The sequence below is a fragment of the Kitasatospora sp. NPDC048296 genome (genome assembly GCF_043201815.1).
Classification (GTDB): domain Bacteria; phylum Actinomycetota; class Actinomycetes; order Streptomycetales; family Streptomycetaceae; genus Kitasatospora.
The window spans coordinates 20,556-33,495 of sequence record NZ_JBICZB010000021.1 but is presented as its reverse complement, the minus strand read 5'-3'; the positions used below and the strand labels follow the sequence as shown (position 1 = coordinate 33,495).

Genomic DNA, 12,940 nt, shown 5'->3' with positions numbered 1-12,940 from the left:
ACCCGGTGCGGCGGCCGGCGGGCCGGTGACCCCCTTGATCGTCGGGGCGTGAGCCCGGTTACGGTACCGGGTGAACGATCGTTAGCTCGAAGGGGGAGTCGGCGTGGAAGAAATGACGGTGCGTCCGGTGGGGTGGGTGGTCGGCGGACGGGAGGACGTCCGGGACGACGGCTGGGGGAGCGTCGGGGCGGTGATCCGGCTGGACGGCGGGCAGTTCGGGGAGGAGGCGCTGTACGGGCTGGCGGACTTCTCGCACCTGGAGGTGGTGTACCACTTCGACCGCGTCCCGGTGGGGAAGGTCGAGACCGGCGCCCGCCACCCGCGCGGCAACACCGACTGGCCGCTGGTCGGCATCTTCGCCCAGCGCGGCAAGAACCGCCCCAACCGGTTCGGGGTCTCGCGCTGCGCGCTGGTCCGGGTGGACGGACTGGAGCTGCACGTCACCGGCTTGGACGCGGTGGCCGGTACGCCGGTGCTCGACATCAAGCCGTACATGGGCGAGTTCGGCCCGCGCGGGGAGGTCCGCCAGCCCGCGTGGTCGACGGAACTGATGCGCGCCTACTACGACGGCGAGGCCTGACCGGTGGCCCAGGGGCGACTCGCGGTGGTGTCCGGCGGCGGGACCGGGATCGGGCGGGCGATCGCCGCCCGGCTGGCCGGGGACGGGAACCGGGTGGTGATCCTCGGCCGCCGGGCGGCCGTGCTGGAGCAGGCCCGGGAGGAGATCGAGCGGGGCGCCGGGGCGGGCACGGTCGTGCCGCTGGCGGGCGACCTGACCGACCCGGCGGCGGTCGGGGCGGTGGCCGCCCGGATCGCCGGACTCGGGCCGGTGGACGTGCTGGTGAACAACGCGGGCGCGATCATCACCCCGCCCGAGGACGACAGCCTGGCCGCCCTGGCCGCGTCCTGGCGGCGGGACCTGGACACCAACCTGCTCACCGCCGTGCTGCTGACCACCGCCCTCCAGGGCGCGCTGCGCCGCCCCGGCGGCCGGCTGGTGGTGATCAGCTCGGCGGCCGCCCAACGCGGCGGTGCGGGCCCGCACTCGGCCGGTTCGTACGCCGCCGCGAAGGCCGCCCTGCACGGCTGGGCCTTCGGCCTGGCGCGGCAGTTGGGGCCGGACGGGATCACGGTGAACGTGCTGGCGCCCGGCTACGTCGAGGACACCGAGATCTTCGGAGCCGACCGGGACGAGGAGTTCCACGCCCGGAAGATCGCCGACACCCTGGTCGGCCGGGCCGGCACCCCCGAGGACGTGGCCGAGGCGGTCGCCTACCTCGCCTCCCCGGCGGCCGGCTACCTCACCGGGCAGGTGATCGGCCTGAACGGCGGTGCGGTACTGGGCAGATGAGCCGTTCATCGGTCGTCTACCGCCCCTGCCTACGGTGAGTCGCAGAACGAGCAGAACGCACCGGGCCCGAACGCAGGAGTTTCCGATGTCCAGGATCATCACCACCGCCCTGCCCGCGCACGGGCACGTCAGCCCGTTGCTGGCGATCTCCGCCGACCTCGCCACGCGCGGCCACGAGGTGGTCTTCCTCGGCGGTTCGCGCTTCGCGGGCGCCGCCGAAAGGGCGGGGGTGCGCTTCGTCGCGCTGCCCGCCGAGGCGGACTGGGACGACCGCGACCTCGACGCGTCCTTCCCCGGCCGGGCGAGCCTGCCGCCCGGGCCGGAGCGGATCGCCTTCGACGTCCAGCACGTGTTCCTCGACCCGATCCCGCACCAGTACCGGGCGCTGCTCGCGCTGCTGGAGGAGTTCCCGGCCGATGCGGTGATCGCCGACGCCTTCATCCAGGGCGCCCTGCCGCTGGCCCTCAGCCGGCCGCGGGCGGAGCGCCCGGCCCTGATCGGCATCGGCCTCACCCCGTCGATGCTGCCGAGCGTGGACACCGCGCCGTTCGGGCTGGCGCTGCCGCCGCTGCCGGGGGAGGAGGGCCGGGCCCGCAACCGGCCCCTGCAGGAGGAGATGGACCGGCGCGGCGAGCCGCTGCGGCGCCACGCCGAGAAGGTGTTCGCGGGGGTGGGCGTCCGGCTGCCGGAGGGCCCGCGCGGGCAGGCGCAGGTGACGGTGCCGGACGAGTACCTGCAGCTCACCGTGCCGGGCTTCGAGTACCCGCGCAGCGACGCGCCCGCCACGTACCGGCTGATCGGCGCGCTGCCGGGCCTCGTCGGCGACGAGCGGCCGCTGCCCGGGTGGTGGGACGAGGTGACCGACGAGCGGCGGGTCGTGGTGGTCACCCAGGGCACGCTGGCCAACACCGACCTCGGCGAGCTGGTCGCCCCGACCGTCCGCGCCCTGGCGGACCGGGACGACCTGCTGGTGGTGGCCGCCACCGCCCGCCCGGACGGGCCGCAGCGGCTGGCCGAGCTGCTCGGCGGCAGCCTGCCGGGCAATGTCCGCGTCGCCGGGTACGTCCCGTTCGACCGGCTGCTGCCGCACACCGACGTGCTGGTGAGCAACGGCGGCTACGGCGGGGTGCAGACGGCGCTGCGGTACGGGGTGCCGCTGGTGGTGGCCGGGGCGAGCGAGGACAAGCCGGAGGTGGCGGCCCGGGTGGAGTGGGCGGGCGTGGGGCTGGACCTGCGGACCGACCGCCCGGCGCCGGAGGCGGTCGGCCGGGCGGTGGACCGGGTGCTCGGCGAGGGCCGGTTCCGCGAGCGGGCCCGCGCGCTGGGCGCGGAGTTCGCGGAGTACCGGCCGTTCGACACCATTGCCGAGCTGGTGGAGTCGCTGTAGCCCCGAGAGGCGCCGTGGCACTGAGAGGCGCCGTGGCCCCAGAAGCGGCGCCGTGACCCCGAATGCGCCGGGGAAACGATTCGTCAGTCGCCGTCCGCGTCCGGCTCCGGGGTGGGCGCGGCGGCGGGCTTGAGGCCGACCTTGGCCTCGGCCGTGGTCCAGTCGGTGGCGATCGCGCTCTGGGCCGCGGCCAGGGTGACCTGCCCCTTGCAGATCGCGGTGTGCAGATGGGTCTCCACCGAGTCCTTGGGGTTGTTCGGACCCTTGCCCGGGACGTGGCCGGGGGAGGGCGGCTGGACCCACAGGTTGCGCGGGTCGTTGGGGTCGCCGCCGAGCTGCAGGCTGATCAGGTGGTCGTACTCGGCGTCGCCCATCGGGCCGGTGTAGCCGTAGGACTTGGCGTTCTCGGCCTTCTCCTTGCCGGTGATGTTCGCCGGCGGGCGGATGGTCGAGGTGTAGCCGCCCGGCTTGCAGATGGTGTCGTTGATGTTGCCCTGGTTGACCGCCGGGCTGATCGCGCCGGGGGTGCAGTTCGGGTCGGGCAGCGGCTGCTTGTCCGCGGTGTAGCGGAAGTGGCAGCTGCCCGCCGCGGGCTGCGGCTGGACGTCGTACGAGGGCTTCGGGCCGGGCCCGGTCACGATCGCGGCCGGGGCGGGCTGGGCGGCGTCGCCGCCGGCCGCCGGGGCGGAGCTGTGGGCGCTCGCCTTGCCGTGGCCGGTGTCCTTGGCGGTGTGGCCGCCGCTGGACGAGCAGCCTGCGGCTGCTGCGAGCAGGACGGCCGCGGCTATGGCGAGGGCGCCTCGGGCGGGAGCCGGCACGGAGTTCCTCCAGGTCGTTGCGGGTGCGCGTGCGGCCGGTCGGCGATGTGCCGATGGCCGCGCCAGCGGACACTACCGTGTGGAGGGGGCCGAACGGGTGACGCCACGTCCGGGCGCGGGAGGAGTGTCGCGGGCGCGCGGAATCGTTTCCGCATTCCTGACGTGACGCCAGGGCCGCTCCCGCGACCCGACCTCGGCACGGGGCGCTCGACTCCGAACCGGGGGAGTTCAACGGCAGGCGATTATTCGGAGTCGGCGACGGTGCGGTCAATACACGGCGAAGGGAGAGGAGTTCCGTCCGCGCGTGGTGAACGCGCCGCCGCCGAAGCGGAATTCAGGATTCAGTCAGTGCCGCGGACGCTCAGCGGTAGGCCTCCGGCGCGGCCGGCCGGCCCGCGTCCTGCACCTCGACCAGGTAGCGCCAGCAGTCCGGGCGGCTGCCGTCCCGGTCGGTGAAGCCGTACTCCCGGGCCAGCTGTCCGCTGGAGAGGGACCGGCCGTTCCAGCGGGCGACCTCCGGGTCGGCGGCCAGCGCGGCGACCGCCCGGCCGACGTAGTACGGGGTCTCCGAGATGCCGAAGTGCGGCTCCCGGGCCACGGCCTCGCGCCAGTTCTCCTCGGTCACGCCGAAGTGCTCCAGCATGATCTCGGAGCGCATCCACCCCGGGGTCAGGGCCACGGCGGTGGCGCCGCGCGAGCCGAGCTCGTGGCCCAGGGAGAAGGCCATCCGCAGGACGGAGGCCTTGGCCAGGTCGTAGAAGAAGGAGTTGCGGTAGGTGGCGCGGTTGTACTCCTCCGTGCCGTCCGTCATCTCCACCAGCAGGCCGCCCGGGTCCTTCAGCAGCAGCGGCAGGGCGTGGTGGCTGGTGATCGCGTGGGTCTCCACCGCCAGGCGCAGCAGCCGCAGGCCGTCGTCCAGGCTGTGCTCCCAGACCGGGGTGTTCCAGCCGAACAGCTTCTCGCCGCCCCAGATGTCGTTCACCAGGACGTCCAGCCGGCCCTGCTCGGCCTCGATCCGCTCCACCAGGGCGGCCACCTCGGCCGGGACCAGGTGGTCCGTCGGCACCGCGATGCCCCGGCCGCCCGCCGCGGTGACCAGCTCGGCGGTGTCCTCGATCGTCTCGGGCCGGTCGTACTCCGAGCGCTGCTGCCGGGTGGTGCGCCCGGTCACGTACACCGTCGCGCCCGCCGCGCCGAGCTCCACCGCGATGCCCCGCCCGGCGCCCCGCGTCGCTCCCGCGACCAGGGCGATCCGACCGTTCAGTGTCGCCGCCATCTGCCTGCCCTCCCGAGTGGATGAACTCATGGCCGTGCCGGCGCCCGTCCGTGGACGAACGCCGGCACCATCCAAGCGCGGGGGTCTGACAAACGGCGCCGGGGCGCGCGTCAGCGGATCAGCGGGCCTGGGACTCCTTGGCGGCCTTCGCGGCGGCCTCGGCGGCCTCCTTCTCGTGCTTGGCCTTGATCCGGGCGTTCTCCTTGCGGACGTCCACCTGGTTGGCGCGCTCGTGCTGGAGCCAGAGCGGGTTCTCGGCCTTGACGGCCTCGATCTGCTCGGTGGTGAGCGCCTCGGTCACGCCGCCGCGGGCCAGGCCGGAGATCGAGATGCCGAGCTTGGCGGCGATCACCGGGCGGGGGTGCGGGCCGTTCTTGCGCAGCTCCTGGAGCCACTGCGGCGGCTCGGCCTGCAGCGCGTTCAGCTCCTCGCGGGAGACCACGCCCTCCTGGAAGTCGGTCGGCGCCGCGGCGAGGTAGATCCCCAGCTTCTTGGCCGCCGTCTCCGGCTTCATGGTCTGGCTGGTCTTCTGCTTGAGCGATGTCATGAAGACAAGGGTAAGGGAGTGCGCGGGCGCTTCCGGTCACGGTCGGTAGCCTTGCCCTGTGACAGACATGCAGGTGAACCCGTCCTTCCGGCTCGCGTACGTTCCGGGCGTGACCCCCGGCAAATGGGCCCGGGTCTGGGTCGAGCGGCTTCCGGACGTCCCGCTCGACCTCGTCGCGGTCCCCTCCGAGGAGGGCGAGCGGACCGTGCGGGAGGGCTCGGCGGACGCCGGGCTGATCCGCCTGCCGGTCGACAAGGACGTGCTCAGCGCGATCCCGCTGTACACCGAGACCACCGTCGTGGTCTTCCCCAAGGACCACTGGCTCGCCGCCGCCGAGGAGGTCACCCTCGACGACCTCGCCGAGGACGTGGTCTTCCACCCGCTCGACGACACCCTCGGCTGGGCCGCCGACGCCCTGCCCGGCCGCCCGGCCGTCGAGCGCCCGGCGACCACGGCGGACGCCATCGAGCTGGTGGCGGCCAACGTCGGCGTGCTGCTGGTGCCGCAGTCGCTGGCCCGGCTGCACCACCGGCGGGACCTCACCTACCGGCCGGTGGTGGAGGCGCCGCAGTCCCAGGTCGCGCTGTCCTGGCTGCAGGAGCGGACGACGGACCTGGTGGAGGAGTTCATCGGGATCGTCCGGGGGCGGACGGTCAACAGCTCGCGCGGGCGGGGCACCGGACAGGCCTCGGCCGCCCCGGCCGCTCAGCCGAAGAAGGCGGCGGCGCCGCGGAAGCCGCAGCAGCAGAAGGCGGGCGGGCAGCAGCGGGCCGGCGGGCAGAAGACGGGCGGCCAGAAGTCCGGGGCCCGGGGCGGTGCGGCGGCGGCCCGGCGCGGCAAGCCGAAGCGGCGCTCGTAAGGCCGAAGCGGCGCCCGGCGCGGGCGCGTGGCGTAGCGTCGGCCCCGTTCCGGACAGTGGCGGTGGGAGGAGCGGGGCCGTGTGGCATGACCTGGTGGTCGTCCGGATTTTGATCGTGGAGAAGGTCCTCCGGACGATCGCCGGCATGGCGGCCGGAGGCCGGCCGCCCCGCTGACGGCGGCGGGGTCGTTGCCCCGCTACTGCCCCGCGTTCCGCTCCCGCGTCTTGCGCTGCATCTCGTCCAGGATGGCCAAGGTCTCGGGGTGGACCGGGGCCTTGCTCTCTTCGACATCCTGCGGATTCTGCTGTGCTTGCGGGAGGAGTTCGTCGTAGCGGGGGTCCCCCGGCTCGAACTTGTGCCACCCGTCGTAGAAGTACCCCTCCGGGGCCCTTCCGCCGTACCGCTGCCAGATGGTGACGCCATTGGCGTCGAGCATCGGGTTCCCGGTGACGTGGTAGCTCTCAGAATGCTCGCTCAAAATTCTCCTCCAGGAGCTGCGCCGCCTCGCGGTCGCGGGTGACGGGGTTTCAGTACGACCCAGCGACATCGGTCACATTCGCGAGGGCTGATCACCCCTTCGGGCCCGCGGCGGCGGGTGCGTCCGTGCGGTGGCGGGTGGTGGCGGCCGTGGCGGCGGCGAGGGCGAAGCCGAGGGCGGCGGCGAGGAGGTGGCCGACGGTGGTGAACTCGGGGAGTGGGCCGGGCCATGCGTGGTCGCCGCCGAGCGGCCAGGCGAGGACGAAGGCGGCCCAGGGCAGCCGGGCCCAGCGGGGCAGGGCGAGGACCGCGAACGCGAGGGCGGCCTGGGCGCCGTAGCTGATGCCGTAGTCCGATGCCGCCCGGACGCTCTCCGGGTACCAGTCCTGCCGCAGCGCGAGCAGGATGACCAGGGCGGTGATCAGGGTGGCGCCGACGTGCCCGGCGAGGAACACCGCGGCGGCGCGCAGCGTCCCGTAGCGGCGTTCGGCCCAGGCCAGGCTGACGACGATGCCGAGGCCGAGGGTGATCAGGGTGCCGCCGAAGCCGGTCGAGGTGACGTCGGTGAGCGTGCCGTCGTACAGCAGCGCGCTGCCGAACAGGGCCCTGACCGGGTGGTCGTGCAGGTTGTCCAGGTTGGTGCTGATGTAGTCCCGCAGGTCGTCGGCCCCCGCGTCGGAGAGCCCGTACTCGACCCAGGCGTGGCCGAGCAGGAGCAGGCCGACGTAACCGAACGTCAGCGGTGAGCGGCGCGGGTACGTCCGGACGGCGCGCAGCAGCCCGGTCAGGAGCCCCAACGGGGATCGAGCGTTCATGGTGTGATGGTGTCCCGGTCGAACGGCAGGTCCGGCCGGCGCACCTGTGGCCGGCCCCGCCGGGACAGTACCGAACTCCGATCACCGTGTGACCCGCGCGCCCCTCATCGCGCCCGGCGGGTCAGCGTCGCCGTGAAGGGGCGGGGGGACATCGAGGAGCCGCGGGCGGGGCGGACCGGGCGGCCGGGGGTGGGGGTGACGGTCCAGCGGGCGGCGACGGTGGCGATGGCGAGGGCGGCCTCGGCGGTGGCGAAGGCCTCGCCGATGCAGCGGCGGGCGCCGAGGCCGAAGGGGACGTAGGTGCCGGGGGCGGGCCGGGCGGTGGTGAGCCAGCGGTCGGGGTCGAAGCGGTCGGGGCAGGGGAACAGGTCGGCCCGGCGGTGCAGCAGGTAGGGGCTGAACAGGATGGTGGCGCCGGCCGGGATGCGGTGGCCGCCGAGCTCGGCGTCGGCGGCGACGGTGCGGCTGAGCACCCAGGACACCGGGAAGAGCCGCAGCGTCTCGCTGACGATCCGGGCGGTGAGCGGCAGCGCGGGCAGGTCCTCGTAGCGGGCGGGGCGCCCGTCGAGGACGGTGTCGAGTTCGGCGTGCAGGCGGTCGCGGATGGCCGGGTTGGCGGCGAGCAGGGTCCAGGCCCAGGAGAGGGTGGCGGCGGTGGTCTCCGTGCCGGCCAGCAGGAGGGTGACCACCTGGTCGTGGACCTCGGTGTCGGACAGGCCGGTGCCGTTCTCGTCGAGGGCGCCGAGCAGCATGGAGAGCAGGTCGTCGCGGTCGGTGCCGGCGGCGCGGTAGTCGGAGATCAGCCGCTTGGTGATCTCGCGCAGGTTCCGCTCGGCGCGGCGGAAGCGACGGTTTCCGGGGGTGGGGATCCGGTCGGCGCCGGGGATCGGCAGCATGATCCGCCGGGCGACGCCCCGGGTGACCACGTACGTGCACTCGTGCACGGGCAGCGAGCCGGTCCGTTCGTGGGCGGCGAACAGGCAGCGGGCCGTGACGGCGGTGGTGAGGCGGTACATCGCGGCGGGTACGTCGATCACGTGGCCGTCACGCCAGTGGGCGGTGGTGCCGGCGATCTCCTCGGCCATCATGGCGGCGTAGCCGGGCAGCCGGTCGCGGTGGAACGCGGGTTGCAGCATGCGGCGTTGGCGCCGGTGGTCGGCGGCGGGGCAGGTGGCGAGGCCGTTGCCGAAGGCCTCGCGGGCCTTGTCGATGACGACCCCGCCCTTGTGGTACGTGTGGTCCTCGGTGAGCAGCCGGTGCACCAGGTCGGGGTGGCAGGCGACGTACGCGTCGAGCGGGCCGAGCCGGAGCCTGACCAGGTCGCCGTGGGCGGCCAGGCCGGCGATGAAGCCGTAGGGGCGGCGGACGAAGGCGGGGGCGTGGCCGAGCAGGGGGAGCGCGCCGGGGGCGGTGGCCGAGGTGTATCGGGCGGTCGGGTGGTACTGGGTGGTCAAGGGCGTCACCTCGGGTGGGGGATGGCCGGATCGATGGGCGATCTGGATCTTTCCCGGGGCCCGCTGGTGAAACGGTTCGTGACCGGCGGGTGGGGTGAACGCGGGGGCGCATGCCGAACGCCCGTGCGCCGTCCGGTGTTTGACGGATCGTGGTCCGGCTGCCGGAGGCGAGCCCCGGTGCCGGGGCTATCGGGCGGTGGTGTCGCGTGCCTACACTGCGAACTCCTGTGAGACTACCGGTCAGTACTACCGGGCAGTAGAAGGCCCGGCGGGGAATGGGGAGTTGAATGACCGACGAGCGGGCCCACGCGTTCACCGACGACGCCCTCGGCGCGCACGACGCGGTGGCGCTGGCCGCCCTGGTGCGGGCCGGCGAGGTCAACCCCCGCGAGCTGGTCGCCGCGGCCGTCGCCCGTGCCGGGCGGATCGACGGCGCGCTGCTGCCCGTCGCCCACGCCTCGTACGAACGGCCCCGGATCAGCCGGGAGGGCATCGGCGGTCCGCTCTGGGGCGTGCCGACCTACCTCAAGGACAACGTGGACCTGCGCGGCCTGCCGACCGCCATGGGCAGCGAAGCCTTCCGCGCCCGCCCGGCCCGCCGCAACGCGCGCTTCACCGACCAGTTCCTGGCCACCGGCCTGGCCGTGCTCGGCAAGACCCGGCTGCCCGAGTTCGGCCTCAACGCCTCCACCGAGTTCGCCGCCGCCCAGCCGGTGCGCAATCCCTGGAAGCCCTCGCACTCGGCGGGCGCCTCCTCGGGCGGCTCCGCCGCGCTGGTCGCCGCCGGCGTCGTGCCGATCGCGCACGCCAACGACGGTGGCGGGTCGATCCGGATCCCGGCGGCCTGCTGCGGCCTGATCGGCCTCAAGCCCACCCGGGGCCGGCTGGTGACCAACGCCCAGGGCGGCAAGCTGCCGATCGACCTGGTCACCGACGGGGTGGTGACCCGCTCGGTGCGCGACACCGCCGCGTTCTTCGCCGCCGCCGAACGCCACCACCACAACCCGAAGCTGCCCCCGCTCGGCCTGGTCGAGGGCCCGGGCCGGCGCCCGCTGCGGATCGGCCTGGTGGTGGACTCGCCGATCGCCAAGACCGACGAGCCGACCCGCCGGGCGGTCGAGGAGACCGCCGCCCGGCTGGAGGCGATGGGCCACCGGGTCGAGCCGACCACCCTGCCCTTCGGCGAGGAGTTCTCCCGCGACTTCCTCTCGTACTGGGGCTACATCGCCTGGGTGATCGCGGTCACCGGCCGGCTGGTGCTCGACCCGAGCTTCCGCAGCGGTCGGCTGGACGGCCTGACCACCGGCCTGCGCCGCCGCTTCCAGACCGAGTTCCCGCGCACCCCGGGCGTGCTGCGCCGGCTGCGCCGGGCCGAGGCGGTGTACGCGGGGATCTTCCGCGACCACGACGCGATCCTCTCCCCGGTGCTCGCCCACACCGCCCCGCCGATCGGCCACCTGAGCCCGAACGTGGCCTTCGACGAGCTGGTCGAGCGGCTGCTGCGCTACGTCGCCTTCACCCCGGTCAACAATGTGACCGGCGGCCCGGGCATCGCACTGCCCACCGGGGCGGCGCCCGGCGGCCTGCCGATCGGGGTGCACCTGTCGGCCGCGCACGGGCAGGAGCGGCTGCTGCTGGAGCTGGCCTTCGCGCTGGAGGCGGACCGGCCCTGGCGGCGCATCCAGGACTGACCCGCGAGACGCCGCGACCGACCTCGCCGCGACCGGGGGTCACGGCGCCGCGACCGACCTCGCCGCGTGCACCTCGTGGAGCAGCCGGGCCAGCGCGCAGTCCGGCGCCACCGCCTCCGGGTCGGCCGGGGGCAGCGGTGCGCCGGTGCGCAGCGCCTCGGCCAGGTCGGACAGCTCCTGGGTGGCGGCGCCGACCTCCGCCGGGGTGGGCACGGGCGCGCCGTGCTCGACCCGTACCCGGGTGGCGGTGGTGGTGTCCACGATCCGCTCCACCGCGATCACCAGCGGCCACCAGGCCTCCGCCCGGGCGCCGACCGGCGGCGGCTCGGTGAGCGCCCGCTGGAACTCGCTGCGTACGGTGGAAAGGTCCCGGTAGAGCCTCCGCCGGTAGCGGGCCCGGGCCGGTTCGTCGCGGCCGGGCGCGGTGGTGAAGGCCAGCGACACGTAGGAGGCGGTGTCCTGGACGGCGTCGGCCAGCCGGTCGCCGATCCGGGTGTGCCAGGACTCCGGCCACAGCAGGTAGCCGGCCAGCAGTGAGATGCCGCAGCCGATCAGCGAGTCGTAGAGCCGGGGCAGCACCAGGTGGAAGCCCTGGTGGTTGAGCAGGTCGGAGAGCAGCAGGATCACCGGGGTGATCGCCGCGGTCTGGAAGGCGTACCCCTTGACCGACAGCGCCGGGATCAGGGTGGCCAGCGCCGCCATCACCGGCACGTCCCACCAGCCGTGCGGCACCTCGGCCAGCACCGGAATGGCGATCAGCAGCCCGGCGGCCGTGCCGAGCGCGCGCAGCACCGCGCGGGAGAACACCGAGCCGAAGTCGGGCTTCATCACGAAGGTCACGGTCAGCGTCACCCAGTACGAGCGGGGCACCGCGATCACCGACACCAGCACCTGGGCCAGCCCGATGCACAGTGCCAGGCGCAGTCCGTACCGCCAGGACGCCCTGGACAGCAGCAGCGCCCGCGCGGCCCGCCGGGCCCGGACCTCCAGAGCGGCGGGCCGGCCGAGCCGGTCGTCGGAGGCGTACGGGTCCGGCTCGGCCTCGTGCACCACGGTGGCGGCGTGCCGGATCGCCTCGGCCAGCGCGCGGGTGGACGGGCCGCGCGGTTCGGGCAGGTCGGGCCGGGGCGCGGGGCCGGTGCGGCCCAGCTCGACGGCCGCGGCCAACTCGCGGACGGCGGCCGGGTAGCCGGGCGCCAGCGGGCCGAACTCGGGCGGGCGCAGGTGGACCGCCGAGGCGCCCTCGACCACCGGGACCACGGCGTTGAGCTGGGCGAGCAGCCGGACCAGGGTGGGGGAGCGGCCGTGCCGGCGGGCGCGGCGGGCCAGCAGCAGGTCGTAGGACTGGTTGAGCGCATGGGTGAGATCACGCCGCTTGGCGTCGTAGCCGGGCGAGCCGGCGGCCTCCAGCATTTCGGCGACCGCCCGGTAGGTGTCCGCGACGATCCCGCGCTCGGGCGTGCCGCCGCGCAGCGGCCAGGCCAGCAGGGTGAGGGCGAGCACCACCAGGCCGCCGAGCAGCAGCAGGGCGGGCGGCAGCCACCAGGGGGAGGGCATCGGCAGGCCGGCCCCGATCACGGTGTTGAGCAGCAGGAGCAGTCCGGAGGCGGAGGCGACCGCGCCGATCGAGGAGATCATGCCGGAGACCAGCGCGACGACGGTCAGCACCACGACGGTCGTCCAGCCGGAGCCGTGCACCTGGGTGCCGACCAGCACCCCGAGGGCGCCGATCAGCTGCGGCACGGCGATGTTGAACACCCGCATCCGGTAGGCGTCGGCGGTGTCCCCGATGACGCCGGACAGCGCGCCCAGCGACACCAGCGCGCCGTAGCCGGGCCGCCCGGTGGCGGTGCCCACCGCGAGCGGGGCGGCGAGCGCGACCGAGGAACGGGCCACCGCGGCCCAGGGGATCGGCGTGTCCCGGGGCCGCAGGCCCTCGGTCAGCCAGCCGGGCGGGGCCAGCCGGGTGGGTGCCAACCGGGTTCGTGCCACAGTCCCAAGCTACGGCGAGCGGGCGGGCGGCGCGGGCCCGGCGCAACGGTGCGCGGGGTGCCGGGGTGCCGGGGTGCCGGGGTGCCGGGGTGCACCGCTCCCGGTTATGTCAATTCCCGAAACATACCCGCCCTTATGTCGGTCTCCGAAACATAAAGCGAACCGCGAGAGGCGCTGTGAACTGCGCCGATTTCCCAATCGGCAACCCGAGGGAAAGGGTTGACACCATTAGTTGGTCTAGTCCAACGTATGGGGAGTGCGGTTCGGCAGGG

12 protein-coding genes are annotated in these 12,940 nt (G+C 74.4%); 5 read left to right on the top strand and 7 right to left on the bottom strand.

The features are described from left to right. Window positions 1-112: 112 nt before the first annotated feature. From ACGF12_RS15220 to ACGF12_RS15210, 3 genes are all read left to right on the top strand, one after another. On the top strand, window positions 113-580 hold the full coding sequence (locus tag ACGF12_RS15220; protein WP_393029145.1) for an SAM-dependent methyltransferase: 468 nt from the start codon (window positions 113-115) through the stop codon (window positions 578-580). A 3-nt stretch (window positions 581-583) separates the two neighbouring features. After that, window positions 584-1,351: an SDR family NAD(P)-dependent oxidoreductase gene (locus ACGF12_RS15215; protein WP_393028955.1), complete on the top strand. Its 768-nt coding sequence runs from the start codon at window positions 584-586 to the stop codon at window positions 1,349-1,351. 85 nt (window positions 1,352-1,436) lie between these two features. Beyond that, the gene (locus ACGF12_RS15210; RefSeq protein WP_393028952.1) at window positions 1,437-2,738 is read left to right on the top strand and encodes a glycosyltransferase; all 1,302 of its coding nucleotides are present in this window, start codon (window positions 1,437-1,439) and stop codon (window positions 2,736-2,738) included. Window positions 2,739-2,821: 83 nt separating this feature from the next. Here ACGF12_RS15210 and ACGF12_RS15205 read toward each other — a convergent pair whose 3' ends face one another. From ACGF12_RS15205 to ACGF12_RS15195, 3 genes are all read right to left on the bottom strand, one after another. Next, window positions 2,822-3,556 carry a hypothetical protein gene (locus ACGF12_RS15205; RefSeq protein WP_393028949.1) on the bottom strand — a complete coding sequence of 245 codons (735 nt, stop codon included), beginning with the start codon at window positions 3,554-3,556 and terminating at the stop codon, window positions 2,822-2,824. A 361-nt stretch (window positions 3,557-3,917) separates the two neighbouring features. Further along, entirely contained in the window at window positions 3,918-4,832 is a 915-nt protein-coding gene (locus ACGF12_RS15200; RefSeq protein ID WP_393028946.1) for an SDR family oxidoreductase, read from the bottom strand. A gap of 118 nt (window positions 4,833-4,950) precedes the next feature. Continuing rightward, window positions 4,951-5,379 (bottom strand): DUF5997 family protein, encoded by a 429-nt coding sequence (locus ACGF12_RS15195; RefSeq protein ID WP_393028943.1) that lies wholly within the window; start codon window positions 5,377-5,379, stop codon window positions 4,951-4,953. Window positions 5,380-5,437: 58 nt separating this feature from the next. Between ACGF12_RS15195 and ACGF12_RS15190 the strand changes: the two genes are divergently transcribed. After that, window positions 5,438-6,238, top strand: coding sequence for a LysR family substrate-binding domain-containing protein (locus tag ACGF12_RS15190; RefSeq protein ID WP_393028940.1), 801 nt, complete (start codon window positions 5,438-5,440; stop codon window positions 6,236-6,238). A gap of 197 nt (window positions 6,239-6,435) precedes the next feature. Here the strand turns inward: ACGF12_RS15190 and ACGF12_RS15185 are convergent, their stop codons facing one another. From ACGF12_RS15185 to ACGF12_RS15175, 3 genes are all read right to left on the bottom strand, one after another. Then, the gene (locus ACGF12_RS15185) at window positions 6,436-6,717 is read right to left on the bottom strand and encodes a hypothetical protein (RefSeq protein ID WP_393028937.1); all 282 of its coding nucleotides are present in this window, start codon (window positions 6,715-6,717) and stop codon (window positions 6,436-6,438) included. A gap of 91 nt (window positions 6,718-6,808) precedes the next feature. Beyond that, window positions 6,809-7,531: a rhomboid-like protein gene (locus ACGF12_RS15180; protein ID WP_393028935.1), complete on the bottom strand. Its 723-nt coding sequence runs from the start codon at window positions 7,529-7,531 to the stop codon at window positions 6,809-6,811. 104 nt (window positions 7,532-7,635) lie between these two features. Further along, window positions 7,636-8,985: a cytochrome P450 gene (locus ACGF12_RS15175; protein WP_393028932.1), complete on the bottom strand. Its 1,350-nt coding sequence runs from the start codon at window positions 8,983-8,985 to the stop codon at window positions 7,636-7,638. 287 nt (window positions 8,986-9,272) lie between these two features. Here ACGF12_RS15175 and ACGF12_RS15170 point away from each other — a divergent pair, with 287 nt between their 5' ends. After that, window positions 9,273-10,676 carry an amidase gene (locus ACGF12_RS15170; protein WP_393028929.1) on the top strand — a complete coding sequence of 468 codons (1,404 nt, stop codon included), beginning with the start codon at window positions 9,273-9,275 and terminating at the stop codon, window positions 10,674-10,676. Window positions 10,677-10,715: 39 nt separating this feature from the next. On the opposite strand, the gene ACGF12_RS15165 is transcribed toward ACGF12_RS15170, so the two are convergent. After that, window positions 10,716-12,668, bottom strand: coding sequence for an FUSC family protein (locus ACGF12_RS15165; RefSeq protein ID WP_393028926.1), 1,953 nt, complete (start codon window positions 12,666-12,668; stop codon window positions 10,716-10,718). Window positions 12,669-12,940: the final 272 nt, after the last annotated feature.

Coding starts and splice junctions, on each gene's coding strand:
- ACGF12_RS15220 (WP_393029145.1), top strand. CDS start 113: ATGACGGTGCGTCCGGTGGGGTGGGTGGTCGGCGGACGGGAGGACGTC.
- ACGF12_RS15210 (WP_393028952.1), top strand. CDS start 1,437: ATGTCCAGGATCATCACCACCGCCCTGCCCGCGCACGGGCACGTCAGC.
- ACGF12_RS15200 (WP_393028946.1), bottom strand. CDS start 4,832: ATGGCGGCGACACTGAACGGTCGGATCGCCCTGGTCGCGGGAGCGACG.
- ACGF12_RS15195 (WP_393028943.1), bottom strand. CDS start 5,379: ATGACATCGCTCAAGCAGAAGACCAGCCAGACCATGAAGCCGGAGACG.
- ACGF12_RS15180 (WP_393028935.1), bottom strand. CDS start 7,531: ATGAACGCTCGATCCCCGTTGGGGCTCCTGACCGGGCTGCTGCGCGCC.
- ACGF12_RS15170 (WP_393028929.1), top strand. CDS start 9,273: ATGACCGACGAGCGGGCCCACGCGTTCACCGACGACGCCCTCGGCGCG.